The 20,128-nt window shown below is 59.7% G+C and carries 20 protein-coding genes; 5 read left to right on the top strand and 15 right to left on the bottom strand.

All coding sequences use genetic code 11. The features are described from left to right. Positions 1-3 precede the first annotated feature (3 nt). From ACVWXW_RS00635 to ACVWXW_RS00620, 4 genes are all read right to left on the bottom strand, one after another. Entirely contained in the window at positions 4-309 is a 306-nt protein-coding gene (locus tag ACVWXW_RS00635) for a hypothetical protein (RefSeq protein ID WP_457402176.1), read from the bottom strand. Positions 310-344: 35 nt separating this feature from the next. Further along, positions 345-884, bottom strand: coding sequence for a PDZ domain-containing protein (locus tag ACVWXW_RS00630; protein ID WP_457402175.1), 540 nt, complete (start codon positions 882-884; stop codon positions 345-347). Positions 885-1,124: 240 nt separating this feature from the next. Beyond that, positions 1,125-2,075 carry a prolyl aminopeptidase gene (pip, locus tag ACVWXW_RS00625; protein WP_457402173.1) on the bottom strand — a complete coding sequence of 317 codons (951 nt, stop codon included), beginning with the start codon at positions 2,073-2,075 and terminating at the stop codon, positions 1,125-1,127. Positions 2,076-2,102: 27 nt separating this feature from the next. Then, the gene (locus ACVWXW_RS00620) at positions 2,103-4,310 is read right to left on the bottom strand and encodes a glycoside hydrolase (RefSeq protein ID WP_457402171.1); all 2,208 of its coding nucleotides are present in this window, start codon (positions 4,308-4,310) and stop codon (positions 2,103-2,105) included. 167 nt (positions 4,311-4,477) lie between these two features. Here ACVWXW_RS00620 and ACVWXW_RS00615 point away from each other — a divergent pair, with 167 nt between their 5' ends. Then, positions 4,478-4,996 (top strand): HNH endonuclease, encoded by a 519-nt coding sequence (locus ACVWXW_RS00615; protein ID WP_414350223.1) that lies wholly within the window; start codon positions 4,478-4,480, stop codon positions 4,994-4,996. A 166-nt stretch (positions 4,997-5,162) separates the two neighbouring features. On the opposite strand, the gene ACVWXW_RS00610 is transcribed toward ACVWXW_RS00615, so the two are convergent. Continuing rightward, a complete protein-coding gene (locus ACVWXW_RS00610) occupies positions 5,163-5,384 on the bottom strand; it encodes a hypothetical protein (protein WP_457402261.1) in 222 nt (73 codons plus the stop codon). Between the two features lie 781 nt (positions 5,385-6,165). On the opposite strand from ACVWXW_RS00610, the gene ACVWXW_RS00605 reads away from it, so the two are divergent. The 3 genes from ACVWXW_RS00605 (at position 6,166) to ACVWXW_RS00595 (ending at position 8,208) form a co-directional block, all read left to right on the top strand. Further along, the gene (locus ACVWXW_RS00605; protein WP_414331694.1) at positions 6,166-6,384 is read left to right on the top strand and encodes a hypothetical protein; all 219 of its coding nucleotides are present in this window, start codon (positions 6,166-6,168) and stop codon (positions 6,382-6,384) included. A gap of 43 nt (positions 6,385-6,427) precedes the next feature. Beyond that, a complete protein-coding gene (locus tag ACVWXW_RS00600) occupies positions 6,428-7,708 on the top strand; it encodes an MDR family MFS transporter (RefSeq protein WP_011432585.1) in 1,281 nt (426 codons plus the stop codon). A gap of 131 nt (positions 7,709-7,839) precedes the next feature. Next, the gene (locus ACVWXW_RS00595) at positions 7,840-8,208 is read left to right on the top strand and encodes a YccF domain-containing protein (RefSeq protein ID WP_414343163.1); all 369 of its coding nucleotides are present in this window, start codon (positions 7,840-7,842) and stop codon (positions 8,206-8,208) included. 147 nt (positions 8,209-8,355) lie between these two features. Here the strand turns inward: ACVWXW_RS00595 and ACVWXW_RS00590 are convergent, their stop codons facing one another. Continuing rightward, positions 8,356-10,710: a transglycosylase domain-containing protein gene (locus ACVWXW_RS00590; protein ID WP_457402169.1), complete on the bottom strand. Its 2,355-nt coding sequence runs from the start codon at positions 10,708-10,710 to the stop codon at positions 8,356-8,358. A gap of 3 nt (positions 10,711-10,713) precedes the next feature. Beyond that, complete coding sequence (locus ACVWXW_RS00585) at positions 10,714-12,633, bottom strand: serine/threonine-protein kinase (RefSeq protein ID WP_457402167.1); 1,920 nt, start codon at positions 12,631-12,633, stop codon at positions 10,714-10,716. Positions 12,634-12,764: 131 nt separating this feature from the next. On the opposite strand from ACVWXW_RS00585, the gene ACVWXW_RS00580 reads away from it, so the two are divergent. Continuing rightward, positions 12,765-13,682, top strand: a complete 918-nt coding sequence (locus ACVWXW_RS00580; RefSeq protein WP_011432582.1) for a histone deacetylase family protein — start codon at positions 12,765-12,767, stop codon at positions 13,680-13,682. 11 nt (positions 13,683-13,693) lie between these two features. Here the strand turns inward: ACVWXW_RS00580 and ACVWXW_RS00575 are convergent, their stop codons facing one another. The 8 genes from ACVWXW_RS00575 to ACVWXW_RS00540 form a co-directional block, all read right to left on the bottom strand. Beyond that, positions 13,694-14,413 (bottom strand): PP2C family protein-serine/threonine phosphatase, encoded by a 720-nt coding sequence (locus tag ACVWXW_RS00575; protein ID WP_011432581.1) that lies wholly within the window; start codon positions 14,411-14,413, stop codon positions 13,694-13,696. After that, positions 14,413-16,116, bottom strand: coding sequence for an ABC1 kinase family protein (locus tag ACVWXW_RS00570; RefSeq protein ID WP_457402165.1), 1,704 nt, complete (start codon positions 16,114-16,116; stop codon positions 14,413-14,415). Before ACVWXW_RS00570 ends, ACVWXW_RS00575 begins: the two co-directional genes overlap by 1 nt. Positions 16,117-16,145: 29 nt before the next feature. After that, complete coding sequence (locus ACVWXW_RS00565) at positions 16,146-16,457, bottom strand: DUF6825 family protein (RefSeq protein ID WP_414343148.1); 312 nt, start codon at positions 16,455-16,457, stop codon at positions 16,146-16,148. A 141-nt stretch (positions 16,458-16,598) separates the two neighbouring features. Continuing rightward, positions 16,599-17,324, bottom strand: a complete 726-nt coding sequence (locus tag ACVWXW_RS00560) for a phycobilisome rod-core linker polypeptide (RefSeq protein WP_457402163.1) — start codon at positions 17,322-17,324, stop codon at positions 16,599-16,601. A 58-nt stretch (positions 17,325-17,382) separates the two neighbouring features. Then, positions 17,383-18,024: a HEAT repeat domain-containing protein gene (locus tag ACVWXW_RS00555; protein ID WP_414329023.1), complete on the bottom strand. Its 642-nt coding sequence runs from the start codon at positions 18,022-18,024 to the stop codon at positions 17,383-17,385. A 64-nt stretch (positions 18,025-18,088) separates the two neighbouring features. Then, complete coding sequence (locus ACVWXW_RS00550; RefSeq protein ID WP_041436319.1) at positions 18,089-18,859, bottom strand: HEAT repeat domain-containing protein; 771 nt, start codon at positions 18,857-18,859, stop codon at positions 18,089-18,091. 73 nt (positions 18,860-18,932) lie between these two features. Further along, positions 18,933-19,202, bottom strand: a complete 270-nt coding sequence (locus ACVWXW_RS00545) for a phycobilisome linker polypeptide (protein WP_011432575.1) — start codon at positions 19,200-19,202, stop codon at positions 18,933-18,935. Positions 19,203-19,517: 315 nt separating this feature from the next. Beyond that, positions 19,518-20,006: a globin family protein gene (locus ACVWXW_RS00540; protein WP_011432574.1), complete on the bottom strand. Its 489-nt coding sequence runs from the start codon at positions 20,004-20,006 to the stop codon at positions 19,518-19,520. Between the last annotated feature and the right edge of the window lie 122 nt (positions 20,007-20,128).

Genomic DNA, 20,128 nt, shown 5'->3' with positions numbered 1-20,128 from the left:
CCCTCAAAGCCTACGCCCCAGCCAAACGGCCACCCTGCGGATCCCTTGCCAGAACTGCAAACGACGTTGCCAGCGGGCAAGGGTATGGCGATTCTCGCGCAGACGATCCCGCAGACGCAGCAACTCAGCGGGAGTGGGAGCCAAGGCCTGTTGAGCTGCTTCTCGCCAATCGGCCATGGCCTGCTCTGTGACCCCAAGAGCCGAGCGCAGGCTCAAAATGATGGGGATAAGGGCGATCAGAGCCAGAAACAGCAGCCCGTTAAGAGCACAAACTGCCCAGACGGCCCATCCTGAAACTCCCATCGGCATTTACGGAGGTCTCCGGGTAGGGATCCCGACAAGGCTCACTGCTGCTGCAGCATCAAGGGGCGCAACACCCGGCCATCCCCCACCACAACCACCGTTGACAGCACCCGCTCACCACGGCGGAAGGTAATCGGCACCGATTGGCCTACCGGGGTATTTTGGATGATCTGCTGCACATGTTGCACGGAGGTGACCCGCTGCCCATCCACTCCAATCAAAATATCGCCCTGGGCCAGACCGGCTCGTTGAGCAGGACCATCCTGGAGCAAGCCGACCACCTGCACCCCCTGAACTCGAAGTGCGGGGCCGAACAGACGACGGCTGATGGCGCTCTGGGCTTGCTCGCCGTTCACCGTTTCAATGGCAACTCCAATGAAGCCGTTGCCGACAGCATAGGAGGCAGGCGACCACTGGACCCCGAAGCTGTTGGCGTCGCTGCTGACCTGAACCGTGGAGCCGTGGTGGTTGTAAGCTTCACCCCCAACCGAGTCGCAGGGGTAGGCCACAACTGCATCTGCCAGCAAGAAGGAGATGGGCAGGGCTAGGGCAAGCTTGAACAGATGGGTTGGTTTCTGCATGGTTCGACCCTGGAAACGGTGAAGTAGAAATGAGCTTGAATCCGCGAAGCACTTGGGTGGATGCACCAGCCAGGTGTGGGCAGCTTGCACCGCCCCTCCCTCAGTGATAAACCCAAAATCGCCAACTGTCGATAGGCTTGGCCGTGCTTCTGGGCTGGATCCCAAGGTTTTGCCGGCCTTCCTGTAGCAATTCTTCAAGGTCTTGGGATCCCTGGCAGCACTGGGCTGGCTCGGCGGGGCTCACAAACCGGCAAAGCGATCGGTGGCTTCCAGGAGGGCGGTGCGGATTCCGGGCTCGGTGATGGAATGGCCAGCATCGGGGATCATCCGAAACTCTGCTTCTGGCCAAGCCTGATGCAGCTCCCAAGCAGAGATGGGCGGGCACACCACGTCGTAGCGCCCCTGGACGATCACCGCCGGCAGATGCCGCAGCCGTCCCACCCCCCTGAGGAGCTGATCCTCCGGATCCAAAAAACCGCCGTGGACAAAGTAATGGCACTCAATGCGGGCAAAGGCCTCGGCAAACTCTCCCCGACCAAAGCGCTCGATGAGCTCTGGGCTGGGGATCAACTTGCTGGTGCTGGCCTCCCAGACGGACCAGGCGCGAGCTGCCCTCAGCCGTACCTGGGGATCTGGGTCGTTGAGGCGGCGGTGGTAGGCTGCCAGCAGGTCATCCCGCTCTTCGGGAGGGATCGGCTCCAGGTAATGTTCCCAAGCGTCGGGGAAAAAGTAGCCGGCCCCCGACTGGTAAAACCAGCGGAGCTCAAAAGGGCGCAAGAGAAAAATGCCCCGCAAGACAAACCCTAGGCAGGATTGGGGGTGGGTTTGCCCATAGGCCAGGGCAAGGGCACTGCCCCAGCTGCCCCCGAACACAAACCAGCGCTCAATGCCCAGATGCTGGCGCAACTTCTCGATATCCGCCACCAGATCCCAGGTGGTGTTCTCCCGCAGCTCGGCATAGGGGCGACTTTTCCCGCAGCCCCGCTGATCGAACAGCACCACCCGCCAGCGGCTGGGATCGAAATACTGCCGGTAGATGGGATCGATCCCGCCTCCAGGCCCCCCGTGCAAAAACACCACCGGCTTGCCTGCCGGGTTGCCGCACTGCTCGTAGTACAGGGTGTGGAGGGAGGAAACCGCCAGAAAACCTTGATCGTAGGGCTCGATGGGGGGATAGAGATCGCGCAACATAACCGGAAGCTCTGCTGGTCATCACGCTCAAGGTCTGCGCAGGGCAATGGTGGCCTTGGGCGGGATCCCTTCCTGAAAGGTCTCGCCATCCGCGGCCAGGATGACAAATTGCAGCTCCTGACCCGGCTGGGCGCCCAAATTGGTCCAGGGGATGGCCACCTCCAAACAGGCATCCACCACCGCCTTCACTTGATGGCCGATGGCGTGCCAGGTGTGGTACTCCCCTGCCTGCAAGAGCTGGGCTTGCACCTCTGCCGGATGCTGGCCGGTGCCGGGAGGCGGCAGTGACAACCGCAACAGGTGGCGGTAGTGGTAGTTGAGAGGGGCTTCTGCCGGCAATCCCTGCAGGGGAATAGGGCTGTTGACGGTGACGCGGTTGGGATAGAACCACAGCACCAGCAATTGCCTGGGCCGCTGCACCACCGAGTTAAAATCCAGCCGCAGATAGAGGTTGAAGTGATCAAACCCATACCAGAGGCGGCGAACGGCGCTGTTGCGGTGCATGGTGCCTCGGGCCGCTCCAATCTCCACCCGCCCCGCTTGGCTCCACTCCCGTTCTGCCGGACGACCGTTGATGGCCGGGTGGATAAACCCCTGCGGCAGGCGATCCCCTAGGCCGTCATGATCCTCCAGGGGAAATTGCAGCACGGTCGGCACCGCCTCTCCCAAAGCAGTGTAGAGCGCCTGCAGGTGCTCCCGAAACAACTGGTCGAAAACGGCATCATGGGCGGAGGAGTGGCCTGCCCCAAACCACCAGAACCAATCGGATCCCTCGGCGGCCCAGAGGGCCTCCCAGGCTTGGGGATTGGCGCGGGGATGATCCTGAATCACCTGACGGGCTTGGGCCAGAAGCTCCCAAGCGCGGTTTTTGACGGGATCCCCAATCCAGGTGGTGAAATCTGCCTCGATCCAGGAGCCGCTGTGAAGTTGCTCTGCCGGCAAAAACTCAGTGGGAGGAAACTGATCCAGAAACTCGGAGACCGTCACCAAGCGCAGCGCCGGGTGCTGGCTGAGGCGGGTATAGAGGTTTTCCAAGAAGGGCCGGCCATCTTGGGGGTAGTACTCCCAGCAGTTTTCCCCATCCAGAGCGATGGTCACCAGCCAGGGCTGCTCCTGGGGCAGGCGGTTGCGGATGCTCTCCAGATGGCCAATGAGATCTTTGGCGGCAGCATCGGCGGGCATGGCGCTGTAGCTGAAGCCAATCAAATCCGAAAGGCGGTGATCCCGAAAGACGATGGCCAGATCCCCCCGCTCGGTTTCCAGGCGGTAGGGGCGGTAGAGCTTCTCCGGCTCCAGAATGTGGCCCTGCCCATCGCGATGAAAAGGCTGGCCCAGGCTCCACCCCAAAACCCCTTCGTCGGAGATGATCCAATCAAAGCCCTGTTCTTGCACAATCGGCACAATGGCAGGGCTCACCGATTGCTCCGAAGGCCACAGGCCCCGCGGCTCGCGGCCAAAGCGCTCCCGATAGATCTGCTTAGCCCGCTCCAGTTGGGTGTGGACATCCTGCTCCCAGTGAAAGGGGTAGCGAGGTAAGGGCAACCCTGGGCGGGCCACCCGCGCCGAGCGCTCGCTCACCAACAGGGGCAAGATGGGGTGGGTATAGGGGCTGGTGGTCAGTTCCAGTTGGCCGCTGCTCTGCAGTTTGGCGTGCTGGGGCAAGATGGCGCCGAGGATCTGTTGTTGCTTGGCGTAGATCCGCTGCCGATCCGCCAGGGTAAAACCGGATCCCATTTTGATCCAGCCCTCAATCTCAGGATCCTCCTGAAAGAGGGGATCAAACCAAGACAGGTTGTGCCAGGCCAGCAGATCGCTGAAGTCCTGCGGAGTCCAGTACTGCAGACACCAGTTCACCCCCTGAGATTCCCGTTGGTTGTAGAGCTGCCGGTAACGGGGGTAGGGCTCGATCATGGTGGGGTAGTGGCTGTCGAAAAAACGCTCGACCACAAAGCGCAGTTGATCGGGGCCGAGCTTTTCGACAGGGGATAGGGTCAGTTCCAGGTAAGGATCAAAAGCCGAGCCGGCTACGTACTCTTCGATTTGCACAATCAGGGAGGGCACCAAGTTGACCGTTTGGTGCAAGCGGGGATAGCGCTCCAGCAGCAAGACCAAGTCCAGGTAATCTTTGATCCCGTGTAGGCGCACCCAAGGCATGCGATATTTACCCGCCACCGGACTTTTGTAGAGGGGTTGGTGTTGGTGCCAAACCAGGGCGACGTGCAGCGGGTAGGTCATGGGCGGTACCGGATCCAACCATCACCCGGATACTAGCCCATCTGTCTGGCTGGCGATCGTAAGAAACTCTTGAATGTCTGAGCTCTGCCGGTGTCGATGGCGGTGGGGAAAAGCTTGCCATTCGGCAGATTCCTCAGGAGAATGGCGGCAAAAGGAAGAGCTGAGCCATGACTGCCGCTACCCACCTTCTGGAACAGTCGATCGTTGTCTTTTCCCAAAACTATTTGCCCATCAGCCGGGTCAATATCAAGCGGGCAATCGTGCTGCTGCTAACAGGCAAAGCCGAACCGCTCTCGATGATGAATGTGCCGGTGTGGAAGGTGCGCTCCCCCAGCCAGGTCATTGAAGTGCCCGAACATATTCGCCTGACCATCAAGGGCAAAGAGCGCGCTTGGCGCGTGCCCCCTGTGAATCGGCGGGAGGTTTTGCGGCGGGATCACCACACCTGCCAGTATTGTGGCAGCACCCACAATCTGACCTTGGATCATGTCGTGCCCCTCTCCAAAGGGGGATCCCACAGTTGGGACAATGTGGTGACGGCTTGCGAACGCTGCAATCAACGCAAGGGCAACCGCACCCCTGAAGAAGCCAACATGCCCCTGCGCAGCAAACCCCGTGCCCCTCTCCACCCGACGGTGGCTTTTGCGGAGCAGTTCTGGCGCGAACACCAAAGTCGGCAAGAGTGACATCCTCCCGGCGCTCATCCTATGGACAGAGCGCGGGCCACCCTTCCCGTCAGCAGGACGGAGTCCTTACCTCGCGGTCGGGCATTCCTGCCCCACGCCACTTGTCTGGGTCTACAACCCCCGACAGAACAACTGGACAGGCGGTTCCCCTTCCCCAGCCTCCCCCCTAGGCACTGCCAGCTCGCAAAACAACCTCTAATCCACCCAGCACAGTTCCCAAGGCTGAGGCTGAGTCCCGATGCACCCGGTACCGGCATTCAGGGCACTGAGGCCCCCCGACAGCCCAGCTGTTGCTAACCATCCCCCAGCACTTGCAACCGATTTGGCCGCTTCCTTTGGGGTCAACCTTGGCAAAGTCCACCCCACCCTTCCAGCAAACCCACTCCAGAAGGCAGAGAATCTATCCCCAGGCAGCCTCGACGCAATCCTTGGGCAACATCCCCCTTGCCCAGCCCTTGGCCTTGAGGTCTTCCACAAAGATCTTCCACAAAGAAAAGATAGAGAGGGTCTGCCCTCGGTCTCAACGCCAATGGGCCCTCTGGAAATGAAACTCTTGGCAACCATTGGCAATGCCCTGCTGCATCCTGGCAACCTGCAGTGGTGCTCTCTTCCAGTGGCAAGACCCCTGCTGTTTTCTCGCCCCCCTGGGTTGCAGCCTTCTCAGCTGGCCTTGCAGGGCTTTGAAGCCCTTGGGCCGTTCCCAAAAGCGCCCTCTGAAGTTGTCAGGAATTGCTCCAAAACCAGGTCAATCCCCGTCGTCCGCCCGTGAGCTGGTTTGTTGGGAGGCATCTGGATAAGCCCAGTACTTGTAGGTTACCGCCAGCATAAGTAGACTTTACTACAGATTTCGCTCAGGGGTATGGCGGGGATCCATGTATCCCAGTGCTCACCCTGCGGCTAGAGCATGGGACCTATTGCCCCCGCACCCCCGTTAGTTAAAATTGTTGGTACTAGAACTGTAAGGCACAGCTTCTTCTAGCTTTGTCCAGGTTTGCGACTGAGCTACAGGTGCTCTGTTGTGGGCAAAGGGAACTTGCGCCTCGGCTGCAGCAAGCAAGATGGGGGTTGGCTTCCTGCAAGGACTCCGTCCCGCTGACGCGATCAGCAGGTTTTGGGAAAGGTTGAAGGTTGTAAGTTGGCTCAGAAGAGGACTGGGTGTTTTGGGGCAGATGAAAAGTAGCTTAGTGCAGCTCGATTATCGAGTTTATAAGTTGGCGCGGCTGTTGAGCGAATATTTGGAGTTGGGGAAATGGGTTGCCCTGTCTGCTGGCTCGCTGGGTGAAGAGCCTTCTGGCAACGAACATCAAGCCTGGCTGCACAAATTTTCAGTTTACTTGTCAGAGCAGGCTCCTTGCCCTGGCCTCAAGGATCGGGATCCCGTAGGCTAGGTAGGCCCTCCCCTGCTGCACTCAACATCCTGCTGCACTCAACATGTGGATCCCTTCTTGGTGGCCGAAGCTCAGTTTTCAGGTTTGGCTGATCTTTATCGGTCGGCTGCTTTCCCAAACTGGAACCGGCTTTACCTTGTTTTATGCCAGTCTCTTTTTTGTGAATCAGGTGGGGCTGACCGCCACCCAAGTGGGCCTGGGGCTAGGCATTATGGCTTTTGCCGGGGTGTTTGGCCGCATCCTGGGCGGCTCGATGGCCGATGGAGCTTGGGGGCGCCGTTCCACTTTGATCCTCTCTCTGGCTATTTCCACCTTGGGGTCGTTTGGGTTTGCGCTCTCCTATGACTTCTGGAGTTTTGCCCTGGCCAATATGGCTGCAGGCTTGGGGCAGGGGTTGTACTGGCCGCCTGCGGAAGCGATTGTAGCAGATCTAACCACTCGTGAGCAGCGCAACGAAGCCTACGCTCTCAACCGTCTAGGGGATAACCTGGGCCTCAGCCTTGGGGTGGCTATGGCCAGCACGCTGGTGGCTCTGACGGGGGCCTATCGGCTCTTGTTTGTAATCGACGGTGTCACTTTTCTAATCTTTCTGGCAGTACTTTGGTTTTTTATCCGGGAAACTCGGGCGACTTGTCCGGCAGCAGAGCCTGTGTTGGCAGGTTGGAAAACCGCCCTTAGAGATCGCTCCCTTTTGGTGTTTGGCCTGTCGAATATCCTGTTCACCACCTATGTGGCCCAGCTCAGCAGCAGCATGCCCCTTTACTTCCGCAATGGGGTAGGGATCCCAGAGGTGCAAATCGGCATTTTGTTTGCCTTGCATGGGGCCTTGATCGCTCTGCTGCAGATGCCGGTGGCCCGTTGGTTGAATCGCCGGACGCGCATCCAAGGGTTGCAGGGATCCGCCCTGATGTGGGGGGTGGGATTTCTTTTGGTTTGGCTTAGCGGTCTGGCGGCGGAATTGGGGGCTCCGGCCCCGGCGGTGGCAGTCTTGGCGCTGGCGGTGCTCTCTTTGGCGTTGGTGAGCTACAACCCCTCTGCCTCTGCTTTGGTGGCGGATTTGGCGCCGGATCACTTGCGGGGGGTGTATCTGTCGGTCAACTCCCTCTGCTGGGCGGCGGGGTTTGCTCTTGGCCCAATGATTGGGGGGATGGCCTTGGACTTGCCGCAACCGTGGGCAAGCGGGTTGTGGATCTTTTGGGTGATCACCGTCAGTTGGGTTTGGGGGATCCTCCGCTTTCTGAACCGCATTCTGCCCTGCAAGGTGAATAGGGCCGCAGTGCCTCCGGTGATGGAGCCCGCTCCCCTCGGTGACGCAGAACGCTAGAGCCCAGGAAAGAAGCAGATTTTGGGATCCCAGTCTTGGCCAACAGCTGGTTAGAGTATGGATGTCGAACAGGAAGGCTAGTTCTGCTCTTGTACCCTGCAATTTGGTCTCAACGGTGGAGGATCTGAATCATGAGCTTGATTGGCAACATCATCTGGCTAATCTTCGGGGGTTTGCTGACAGGTTTGGGCTACATCTTAGGAGGACTGAGCCTTTGCCTGACAATCATCGGCATTCCCTTTGGCTGGCAGAGCATCAAACTGGGGTTTGCAGTGCTTGCCCCCTTCGGAAAGGAAGTGGTGGAGTATCCCGATGCCAACAGCCCGCTGCTGCTGATCTTTAACGTCATCTGGCTATTGCTGTTTGGCTGGCCGTTGGTGCTTAACCATCTCTTCTGGGCTGTGATTCTGGCAATCACCATTGTTGGGATCCCCTTTGCCAAACAACACATGAAGTTAATTATTTTGTCGTTGTTGCCTTTTGGCCGAGATCTGCGCTGAGAAAGTGGGTGAACCTAGATTGTGGGTTTATTGAGGGGTACGGCCAAACTGGTTATTAGGCATTTCTCACTTGGGATGCAGGAGAGTTTTCTGTCGGGTTGTCAGGATTTGGGGTTGCCAATTGCCAAGGCTGCTCTCGGAGTTGCTCTATTGAACCATCGTCAAACTATTGGTAATGACTTGCCTCGTGTAATTTCCCCAAGTTTGAGCGGCTATGCTGCTGCTTCCTCGTGTTGGGCTAGAGTCATCATTGCCCAGCCAAATGCCGGTCACCAGGGGAGGGTTGGGCGTGTAGCCGATAAAGAGCAGATCCTTGTTGGCGGTGGTGGTGCCGGTTTTACCGGCTTCTCCAATGCCGAGCCGGGCAGTAGTACCGGTGCCGGAGCTGATCACCCCTTGCAGTACGGTTGTCATCTGTTGGGCGACGGTTTCTGGCAGGACAAGTCGCTGAGAACGGGGATCCTCCCGACCAGGGTAAATCTCACGGCAGGTGCGAAAGTCGTTGGGGTTGGCGCAATCGCTGCTATCCAAGATGCGGCGGATGGTGTGGGGCCTTGACCAAAGGCCACGATTGGCAAAAGGAGTGAAGGCTGCTGTCAACTCCAGCAAGTTCACCTCCATTGTGCCAATCACCATAGAAGGATAGGGTTGCAACGGCGATTGGATGCCCATTTGCCGGGCCGTCGCCACCACTTGCTCTAGACCTACCTGTTGGGCCAACCGCAGGGCAATCACGTTTTCGGAGAGGATCAGGCCGCGGGCCAAATCCATAGGGGCCGATCCCGAGCGACAGCCCCGAAAGGTGAGGTTGCCCCAGGTGAGGGGCTCGCAAGACAACACTTGGGAGAGAGGGATCCCCTGGGTGAGGGCAGCCGCATACGTGAACACTTTGAAGGTGGAGCCCGGCTGCCTTTGAGCTTGGGTAGCCCGGTTGAAGGGGCTGGCGTTGTAGTCGATCCCGCCCACCAAAGCCAGCACTTCACCGTTGCGGCTGTCGAGACTGACCAAAGCGCCTTGGCTGAAGCCCAAGCGGGATCCGGACTCGCGCACCGTTTGGGCCAGGACTTGCTCTGCCAAACGCTGGTAGGGCAAATGCACCGTGGTTTCGATGATGAAGTTGCCCTCTGCCGAGAGGTCTTGGCCCAAAAGCTGCCGCAGCTCCTGGAAGACGGCACTGTAAAAGTAGGGAGCAACTGTCGAGGTTTGGGAGCGCAAATTGGGGTTGAGGGTGAGGCGACTGCGCCGGGCCCGCCGAATCTCCTCTTCGGGGAAGACTTTCAGCTCGCTCAGGCGATCCAACACCCGATCCCGACCCCGAACGGCGGCATCATAGTTGGCGACAGGGTTAAAGGCATTGGGCGCGGGCAAAATGGCCGCCAGAGTCGCAGCTTCGGAAAGGCTGAGCTGGCGGCTTGGGATCCCGAAATAGAACTGGGCGGCAGTCTCAAAGCCGTAGATGCCGTTGCCCAGGTAAACATTGTTGAGGTAGAGAGCGAGGATTTCGTCTTTGCTGTAGCGCTGTTCCAGCTTCAGGGCGGCGACGGCCTCCCGCAGCTTGCGCCCAAAGGTATTGCCGGAGCCGGTGTAGTCCCGCAGAACGGTGCGGGCCAGTTGTTGGCTGATGGAGCTGCCCCCCTGCTGCACTTCCCCCGAGCGCAGGTTCACCCAGAAGGCGCGGGCAATGCCCAGCAGATCCACCCCAAAGTGGGAGTAAAAGCGGTGATCTTCGGCGGCGACCACCACCTTGGGCAAAATCGGCCCAAAAGCTTCCAGGTCGGGCAGCTCCCGGTAGGTGTCCCCCTGATGGCGGCGCAGCTCCGTCTGCTGATCCCCGGCCAGGACGATCAGGGGGTTGCGATCTGCGGAGAGGGGTGGCTCCACTGAGAACTTGCTCCACTCATGGCCGATCCAAATCCTCGCCCCCAGCCCCAAGACTACCATCAGGATGAGGCAGCCGCGCACCCCATACACCTGTGGTGGGGGTGGATCCAGCACTTGAATCCAGACGCTCTCCGGATCCCGAGGCGGGCCAAGGCTCAGTTGCTGGCCGTGGCGCAAGATCACCCGGCGCACCCGCTCGGCGCCACCGAAGGGTTTGAGGCGGAAAACGCCGTTGGTCGAGTCTTGATCTTCTAGCTGGTAGCGACCGGCATTCCACCCCAGCCAGTAGAGAATAGAGGGCAACGGGATCCGCCAACCCAGACCGGGCAGGCGCCAATCCGGGCGGGGACGGATGTGGGCGTGGAGATGGCTCACCGCGGGGGCAGGGATGCGAATGGTGGCCACCGTCTGGCTGCGACCGAGAATGTCGGATCCCTTCAGGGCAACCACTCGAGGGGGCTCTCCCGGGCAGGTAATCCACAGGCGCACCGGGCGCTTGGGGGGAGGAGGTTCGGGGGGTTTGAGGAGAGCCGTAGGCCCGATAGGGAAGGGCCTGGCCAGGGTTTTGAAGAAGCGAGCGACGGTGCCCAACAGCGGCTTTTTGTCTTCAGAAGCAGACATGGCTCAGTCCCCCCGCAATTCGCGCGCACGGCGCAGCAGCTCCTGCATGGTCTGGCCGGGAAGAGGGCCGCCTGCTGCTGAATTGAGGTTACGGGCCTTGGGAGGCCGGGCAACAGGGGCAGCCGGGGGTAGGGTGGGAGAGGAGACAGGAGAAGGGGGTGGAGCACCGCTGGGCAGCGCGGGATCCCAGAGGGCCATGTAAAGATGGCCTTGGGCGTTGCGTTCGATCCTGCCGGCCCAGGGGCCAACGCGGAATTGCACTCGCCCGGAACGTCCCTCGCGCACAGCCTGCAGTTCTCGCTGCAGTTGAGCAGGCAAGGGGGCTTGCAGCATATCCTCCAAGAGTCCTTCCACTTGCGGGGTGGGTACGCCAGCGGTGACGGTAGCTTCGGTTTGCCGCAGGGCCAGACTGGATGCGTCGTAGAGCAGGCCCAGGTTCACCCCGCCAAAGCGGTACAGGTCGTACACGGTATTGGGCCAAGCGCCCTGCCCCTGCTGGTTGGGGGATCCCAGGCTGGCTCGTACCGTCTCGCGGGAAGTCTCCAAGGGAAAGGCGCGAAACACCGGCTCGCTCCGGGTGTAGGGTTCCAGCTCCGGTGCCGGGTCCCGCCGTTTGCTCTGCTCTGAAGCCAAAACAAGGAACTCAGGGATCCCCTCCAGCGGCGGCTCCTCGCTCGAACCACTCTCCTCAGACAGGGGATGGGCATTCTCTGGGGCAATGGGATCTTCCACTGCCGGACGAGATCCTGGCCCGGAAACACGGGGGGCCGAGGGGCGCTGCAGCAACTGTCCCCATTGCCAACTCACCAAAACCCAGCCCAGCAGCCCGCCCATCAGAAAGGGAATCAGGCGCACCCAAAGCAGGGATCCCCCGTTCTCGACCTCCGTGGCCGCCGTCAGGGGCCTGAGCCGCAGAGTACCGGCTGTAACCAAGGACGGCGCAGCGGCAGGGAGACCTCCAGAAAGTGGGCCAGAGGCAGCCTCTTCCGACGAGGCGACTGGGACCTGAGGGGCAATAGATCCCTGTGCTCTGGCTTGAATGTGCTCCAGCTCCGCCAACACATTGGCCACCGATTGCGGGCGGGCGGCAGGATCTTTGGCCAGGCAACCGAGGATCAAGTCAGACAAACCGGCGGGCAGCGGAAACTTCAGTCCCCAGTCTTCTAGAGGGATGGGCCGGTGCTTGTGGTGGGCCTGGTACCAGCCCGGGAAAGATTCGGTGGTGGGCTTGAGGGGCATCTCCCCGGACACCATCTGGTACAGCATGATCCCGAAGCTGTAGATATCGGAACGGGCGTCCAGCGGCAACCCTTCCAGCTGTTCCGGGGAAGAATAGGCCAGCGTTCCCAGGTAGGCATGGGTAAAGCTCAAAGATTCATGGCTGTTGAGCAGCTTGGCAATGCCGAAATCCACCAGCTTCGCCAGTTCCCCAAAACTGTCATCGGCCACCACGATCACATTGGCCGGCTTCAAATCGCGGTGGATCACCTGCACCCGTTGCCCTTCCATGAGGATCCCCTCGTGGGCCGCCTTTAACCCCAGGCCAATTTGGCGGGCCAGCCGGAAGAAGCGCTCCAAAGGCAAAGCCCCTGCGGCCAGAATATCCTTGAGGGTTTGGCCGTTCAGGTATTCCATCACATAGAAAGGCACCTCATCGGGGGTAAGGCCATAGTCATTGACTTTGACAATGTGCAGGCTTTTTTGGCCCAAAGCCGCGCAGGCTTTCGCTTCCCGTTCAAAGCGCAGGCGGGTGCGCCGATCCATTGCCGGCTGGGAAAGCAGCTTGACAGCCACTTCCACCCCACCAAAGAGCAAATCTTGAGCCAAATAGACTCGCCCCATGCCCCCCTGTCCCAGCAGATGTACGAGTCGATAACGCTGAGCCAAGAGGCGACCCAAAAAGGGATCCGACGCAGTAAACATAGGGAATCGCGGCGGTACGGAGAACAGGTTTGCAAGAGTCTCGAAGGGATCCGGCAGGAGCGGGCTACCTCTACCATAAGCACTGGAGCCGTCATAGGCCATGCTCGCCGCCGTCAATCCAGTTGCCCTTGATGTCTTTGCCAATTGTTTACCACCCCGACTACAGTGCCCCCCTGCCGCCGGGCCATCGCTTTCCCATGCCGAAATTTCGCCTCTTGCAAGAGCTGCTGCTGCGGGAAGGGGTGATCCGCCCCCAGCAAGTGCACCACCCTGAGCTGCCCCCTCTCGCCTGGATTGAGTCGGTACATACCCCTGAGTACGTCAGAGCCTACTGTGAGGGATCCCTGGAGGCCAAGCTGCAGCGGCGCATCGGCCTGCCCTGGAGCCCGGAGCTGGTGCAGCGCACCTGTCGAGCGGTGGGGGGTACCGTCTTGACCGCCCAATTGGCCCTGCGCCACGGCCTGGCCTGCAACACCGCCGGCGGCACCCACCATGCCTTCCCCGCCTACGGCTCCGGCTTTTGTATCTTCAACGACCTGGCCATTGCCGCCCAAGTCCTGCTGCAGCAAGGGCTGGTGCAAAGGCTCTTGATCGTGGATCTGGATGTCCATCAAGGAGATGGCACTGCTTGGATCTTTCGCTCCGAGCCGCGGGTGTTCACCTTTTCCATGCACTGCGAGGCCAACTTCCCCGCCACCAAACAACAGAGCGACCTGGACGTGCCCCTGCCAGTAGGCATGGAAGATGAAGCCTATCTCCAGACTTTGGCCGACCACTTGCCCGATCTGTTGGCTCAGGTGCGCCCTGACCTGGTGCTCTACGATGCCGGTGTGGATCCCCACGAGGAAGATCTCCTGGGCAAGCTGGCCCTTAGCGACCAGGGCCTGTTTCGGCGAGACATGCAGGTGCTGAACACTTGTCTAAAGCAGGGCTATCCTGTCGCCTGCGTCATCGGCGGCGGCTACGGCAAAGACCTCAACCGCCTCGTGTATCGCCACTCCCTGCTGCACCGAGCGGCCAGCGAAGTGTACCGCCAATACCGTCTTTAGCCGGGCGCAAACTAGGCGTATTCGGCAATCACTACTGTGATGTTGTCTCGCCCGCCCCGCTCTTTGGCCGCCTCGATGAGCTTTAGGGGAAGTTGCTCCAAATCTTCCACCTGCAGGCAATACTCGATGATCACTTCGTCGTCCAGCTCCTCAGTTAGGCCGTCGCTACACAACAACAGGCGATCCCCTGGGTAAACTGTAATCGGCTGCACAGAAGGTGGACCCGCATCGGGTCGGCCCAGGCAGCGCTCGAGAATATGTCGCCAAGGGTGAATCCGGGCCTGCTCATAGGTCAGCTCCCCCAGTCGAATGGAGCGAGCCACTAAGGTGTGATCCTCGGTCATTTGCTGCATTTCGGATCCCCGTAGGCGATAGAGGCGAGAATCGCCAATGTGAGCACTCCAGCAGTTGCCCTTGGGATCCACCATGGCCACCACCACCGTAGTGCCCATGTCTGCCCGCTCTGGATTTTCCCGCTGATCCTTGAGGATGGCACTGTTGGCTGCTTCTACGGCTTCGCTGAGCAACCGGGGTGCCGGCACGTTTTTCCAGCCTCGATCCAGATATTCTCGGATGGTCTCGACAGCCAACAGGCTGGCTGTAGCCCCGGCAGCATGTCCTCCCATACCATCGGCAACAATAAAGTAGCGTCCCTCCGGATCGCAGTAGTAGGCATCCTGATTGCTGCTGCGGATCTTGCCGGGATCCGTAGCGCAGGCATATCGTCGCATCACATCAATCGCTCTGACCGATTCAACCTTAAGAGTACTCTGATTAAAGCAAGAGCAGCGAGGGCAGCCAAAACCAAAGTGATAACCGTTAAGGTAGCATGTCCGGCCAAAAAGAGCTGAGTTGCGCTCAAAAAAAAGGCCGCAAACAACACCCCGTAAATGACTCCCAGCCCGGTGTTGTTCAGCTTGCGCAGCAAGCGCTCCGTCTCGCTGGATCGCACCCGCAGGCGCAGCTCCCCTTGTTCTATCTTGCTCAAGGTCAATTCGATCCGGCGCGGCAAGCTGAGACTGCTGCTGGTGAACTCAGCCGCTTGACGGCCAACCTGGGCCAAGAGGGTCTCAGTCTTGCTTCCGTTTAAACTCATCAGCTCTTCCGCAAAGGGTTTGGCCACCTCCATAAAGTCGAACTCCGGATCCAGCCCCTTCCCCAATCCCTCCAGCGTGGTCAGGGCCCGCATCACAAAAGTAAAGGTAGCCGGAAAACGAAACGGCTGATCGTAGGCCAGCTCGTAAAGGTCTTCGCTAATGGCCGCCACCGAGATTTCTCCCGAGTTGCTGGAAAAGGGTTTGTCCATAAAGTGATCCAGCATGTACTGCACCGAGCGGCGCACCGGAGCCAGATCGGCGGTGGGCACCAGCACCCCCAGTTCCACCAGCGAGGCCACCACCCGATCGGCATTTTTGGAGACCACACCTGCCAGCGTGCCCATCAGCTTTTCTTTCACATCGGAGCGCAGGCGGCCCATCATGCCGAAGTCGTAGAAGATCAACGTGCCATCGGGCTTCACGGCAATGTTGCCGGGGTGGGGATCGGCGTGAAAAAAACCATCCTTGAGCAGTTGCCGCAGATAAGCCTCTGCCCCCAGACGAGCCAAAACCTTGCGATCCAACCCTGCCGCACTCAAGGCTTCGTAATCGCTGATTTTGATCCCCGGCAGGTATTCCAACGTCAACAGGCGAGGAGAGGTGTAACGCCAATACACTTTGGGAACAGCAATTTGCGGCATATCCCGAAAGTTGCGACGGAAGGTATCGGCATTGCGGCCCTCATTGAGGTAATCCACCTCTTCCCAGAGGGTGCGCCGACACTCTTCGTAGATGCCGATCCAGTCGCGGCCCGGCCCGCCCCAAGAGGTGCGATACTGAAAGAACTCGGCAATCCCACGGCAGATCTCCAAATCGATGGTGAACAGCCGGGTCAGCCCCGGACGCTGCACCTTCACCACCACCTCTTCCCCGGTTTTCAGCTTGGCGCGATGCACCTGCCCCAAGCTGGCAGCGGCCAAAGGGGTGGGATCAAAGTAGCTGTAGATTTGGGTTATCGGCCTGCCCAGCTCCTGCTGCACAATTGCCGCCACCTGTTCGTAGCTGAAAGCAGGCACCCGATCCTGCAGCTTGGAGAGCTCCTCGACATATTCCGAGGGGAAGAGATCGGCGCGGGTGGAGAAAAACTGCCCCACTTTAATAAAAGTAGGGCCTAAGTTAAGCAGCGTTTCGCGGATCCAAATGGCTCTGGCCCGGCGGCGCTTGGCCTTTCGCTCGGGCGTGGGTTGTCCCCCATAGCTCCAAGCCTGCTGATCCAGCCAAAGGTAAAACAGCCAGGTGAGCACAAATCGCCAAATGTCCAGCATGCGGCCCTGGCGAGTATAGTTCTCCCGGGCCCAGCGGTAGGCGGTATAGGGCTTGACGGGTTGTGATCCCAAAGAAGTCCGGGATCCCAAAAGGCTCGCGTTCAAGCGTTTCGACTCCGGTACTTCTGCAACTCGGAGCGCAGCTGCGCCACTTCCGCCCGCAAGTCGTCCAGAGTTGCCTGCAAATCTTCTGTCTGGAAAGGCAGCGGCACCCTTTCCTGGGCGGCCATGGATGCTTCTGCCTCAGCCCGGGTCATGACATCCTGGGCAAAGGTTTGCCAGCCCTCCTGCAGCTCAGCCCACACCTTGCCCACTTCCCCGGCAATATCGGTGAGGGCGCTTTCCAAACGCTCGCGCAGAACGTCTGCCACAGCTTTGCCGACAAAAAAAGCCTGCACAACCGGATTCTTCATGCGACCCAAGTGTTAAGAAGCATCACCCAGATTATAACGAATCCTGCTCAAACACAGCGGCGAGCCGACCCACCCGAACAGCCTCGGATCGATCGGCCCGGCAGAGCCCGCAAAGGGTTGTCCCCGGAAGCTTGCCCAGTCCTAGCGGCGGCTGGTGGTCATGTCCGGGATCTTCAGATCGAAGACGCTGATGTTTTGCCGCGCTGCCGGCTTGGGATTGAGCATGCGGGCCATGTTGAGGAAGTTTTCTGGATCCCCGGCTTTGGGAGGACGGGTGAGACGATAGGTGCGCACCACTTCCCGCGTCGAGCGCTTCACGCCGGAGACATCGCGCCAACGGGCTCCATAGCGGGGGGTCACCAGGTTGGCGGGCTTTTCCGACAGGCGACGGCGTTGGTAAGGCACCACATCGTCCCCAAAGGCGGCATTGTACTCTTCGCTATCCACCACAGCGTCGATGAAGCCATCTAGCCCCTTGGTGGCAACGATGATGGAGTACTTGATGCGCTCCTGTTGGCTGTAGGTGGGCCGACCCAAAAAGCGCTGGAAGGTGACCTCGATGAAGCGGTAGTTGTCGTTGGGAACCATGACCAGATCCCGGTACACCTCCGACTTGCCCAGGCCGCGCACAAACTCTTTGACCGAGATTGCCCCGTTGCGCAACTGGGATTCCAGAGCTTTTTGCCGATAGCTCTCCAGCATCAGATGCTCGCTGAAGATCTGGCGATAGGCGGCGCGAATGATGTTGTCAATTCCTGTCGGGTCGTCAGGACGGTAGACCGGCGGGGTTTCGTCGCTGGCTACAAAGTAGCGAGGCACCCGTTCATTTTGGGTGGTGGGGCGATCGGCAAGCAACGGAAGGGACATAGATGGTGCTCCTAAAAAAACGAGAAAAACTTAAGAAAAACACAGTGGGGCAGGGAAGCTAAGGCTCGGCAGCCAATTCCTGCCAGCTCATCTGGGCGCGGAGAGGGATCAGAGGATCGGCATCTTCCAGGGCCATCTGGAGCGCAGCCTCGACTGAGGGGCGCAGAGATTGTTCACCCTGGCGAGCCAAGTCCGTCAGGGATCCAACGGCGGCGTAGCGGACTCCCCAATCGGCATCGGCAAGACATTGCCGCAACAGTTGCAAGGCTCGCTCTTGATCGAGCAAGGGCCGCTTGGCCGCCACTCGTCCTAGCCCACGGGTCGCCGCCCGTCGCACACTGGGGGCAAAGTCCGCTACAATGGCTTCCGCCAAAAAGGGGTAGGCATCCCCATGGCCAATACGGGCCAGAGCCCGCACCGAATAGGCCCGCGCCCCGTAATCGAAACCGTCAATATGGCTCAGCAAGGGCTGCACCGCGGCTTCCCCAAAGCGCAGCACCTCCTCCAGAGCAGCCTCCCCAACTGCAGGGCGATTAAACCCAAAGGCGCGAATTAAGATGGGGATCCCTTCCACTTGGCCCAAAGCGCCCAGCGCCCTCACCACCCGCAACAATTCCTCAGGCGACGTGGCCTGCTCCAATTCTGCTGCCAGTTGAGCCACAGCAATGGGAAACGCTTGAGCAGCCGAGGCGGAGGACATAGGCAACGAATAGTCAAAGGTACACTTGAAACCGCTGATCAAAGGCACTGAGCGCCCCAGGATCCTAGAAGAGCTTCTCCAGTTGCGGCAGGATCACCGCCGTCACCTGAGCCAGCGGCACCCACCCCAACTGAAGCGCCACATCGAACAGCCGCTTCAGAGCATTGATGCGCAGGTTGAGAGCCACGTCGGCTGTGGCCAGCAGCGGCGCCCCCGCCACCCATCCCGATTCGGCCAGGTCGAACAAAGCGGCCTGTCGTAGGCTGGAGTTGGAGTGGGCCAGTAGCGCCACCAGGATTTGGGTCAGCTCCTCGGCTTGCGTAAAGCGATAGAGCACCCAAGCCGCTGCCGAACGCACCCGCTCAGAGGGATGGTTCAAAAAGGGCCGGATTGCTGCCTCAGCCTCGGTGGCCTGAAGCTGACCCAAGGCCTCGATAAGGGCTTCCCAGGGCTGCTCCTGCTCGCGGGACTGCAACAGTGCCAGCAAGGGATCCACCGCTCGCTTGTCCCCCAATTGAGCCAAGGCATAGGCAGCCTCTTCCCGCACATGAAAGTCGGTACAAGTGAGCGCCTCGATCAAACCGGGCACGGCCCGCGCATCCCCAATTTGCCCCAGGGCCTTAGCGGCATTGCGGCGCAGAGGATAGCCCCCCAAGGCAGTGCGATCCCGCTCATCCTGCAACGCCAAAAGCAGCGGCTCTACCCCCCTTGGATCCCGAACTGTGCCCAGGTACCAGGCAGCATAGTAGCGATCTTGCAAGTCATCCCCCTGCAGCCGGGCTATCGCCTGCTCCCAAGTGAGCTGCTGCGGCAGCACCGCCGTGTTGGATGCCATACGAACCGTTGCAGAGCTGTTCATGACACCTGGGCAACCTTGCCGGTAACTTCAGTCGGCCGTCGGGCCTCCCTCACTCAGCAGCGCCGTTGCCCTGAGCGGGAGAGGCATTGGCTCCCGACAAGGCAGTGACCTGCACGATTTTGCCACCCATCCGCAGAATGCGCTGCATCTCGGCAGACAACCGACTGTAGGGAACGGTGGTGCTCAGGGTGCTGCGGCGAACTTTGGCAGAGGTGGCCAGAGCATCGGGCGGGTTGAGCAGACCGGTGTACTCAACTCGGTAAACCCGGCTGCCGGCTTCTGTCAGGGCTTCAGGGCTGGTGGTGCTTTGACCAAACATCGCTTTCCCCAGGTATCTATGAGACTTCGTTTGGAAGACAGGCAAACTGACCAGCGAACAAGCCGTACCGGCTATTCTCGCGAACCAGCACGCTGCCGTTGGGCAATGCCTACAATCCAAAGGCTAACTACCCCAGACTGGAGAGCAGGCGACCAACCCAACCGGCTTAAGAGAAGCCAAGGCGCCAAACCAACCTGGAAACAGGTGGAATAGACCTCTTTGGAGCCGTCGCCTGCTCTGGAGAGACACACAATTGGAAGACAAAGAAAGAGATCGTCCCCTCCCAACAAGCAGGGATCTCTGCCCTGGGATCCCCTAGCTGAGGGCGTTGATGGCGTAATCGAAGTAGATGGCAGCTTCGTTGGCCGCTTGACCGCTCAGCATGCCCAGAGCGCGGCTCTTCATGTACTGCAGAGCCACGATGTACCAGCTGGGAGAGAGGTTAAAGGAGCGGTTCACTTCCCGCAGTCCGGCCACCAGGTATTCATCGAGGGGGCCGGTGCCACCTGCAACCAGAGAATAGGTAATGAAGCGGAGGTAGTAGCCGATGTCGCGGGCACACTTGGCCTGAAACACATCGCCGTGGCCCATTTCACCCGGCTGAGTCAGGTAAGGGAACCTCTTGAACACTTCCTGCACCGCTTCCCGCACCAGAGTTTGCTGGTTGTTGGTTAGGACACGGGCCGCTTCCAGAGAAGCAGCAGCACGCTGGTAACGACCATTCACGGCCTGCAGTTCGCTGGCATTCAGAAAACGCCCTTGATTGTCAGCGGCAGCAATCGCTTCAGTGATGACAGTTTTCACCTTGCAACTCCTAAATTCATCGATTGTGTTGTTAATGGACGTTCTGTAGGAAAGGCGGACTGGATTTCCACCTGCCTATCAGAAATGAGGGATCTAACGGATCTCAATTCTGAAAGGAACGA

Source organism: Thermostichus sp. MS-CIW-30 (genome assembly GCF_054058015.1).
Note: the sequence above shows the minus strand (reverse complement) of the source record. Positions and strands in the feature narration are given on the sequence as shown.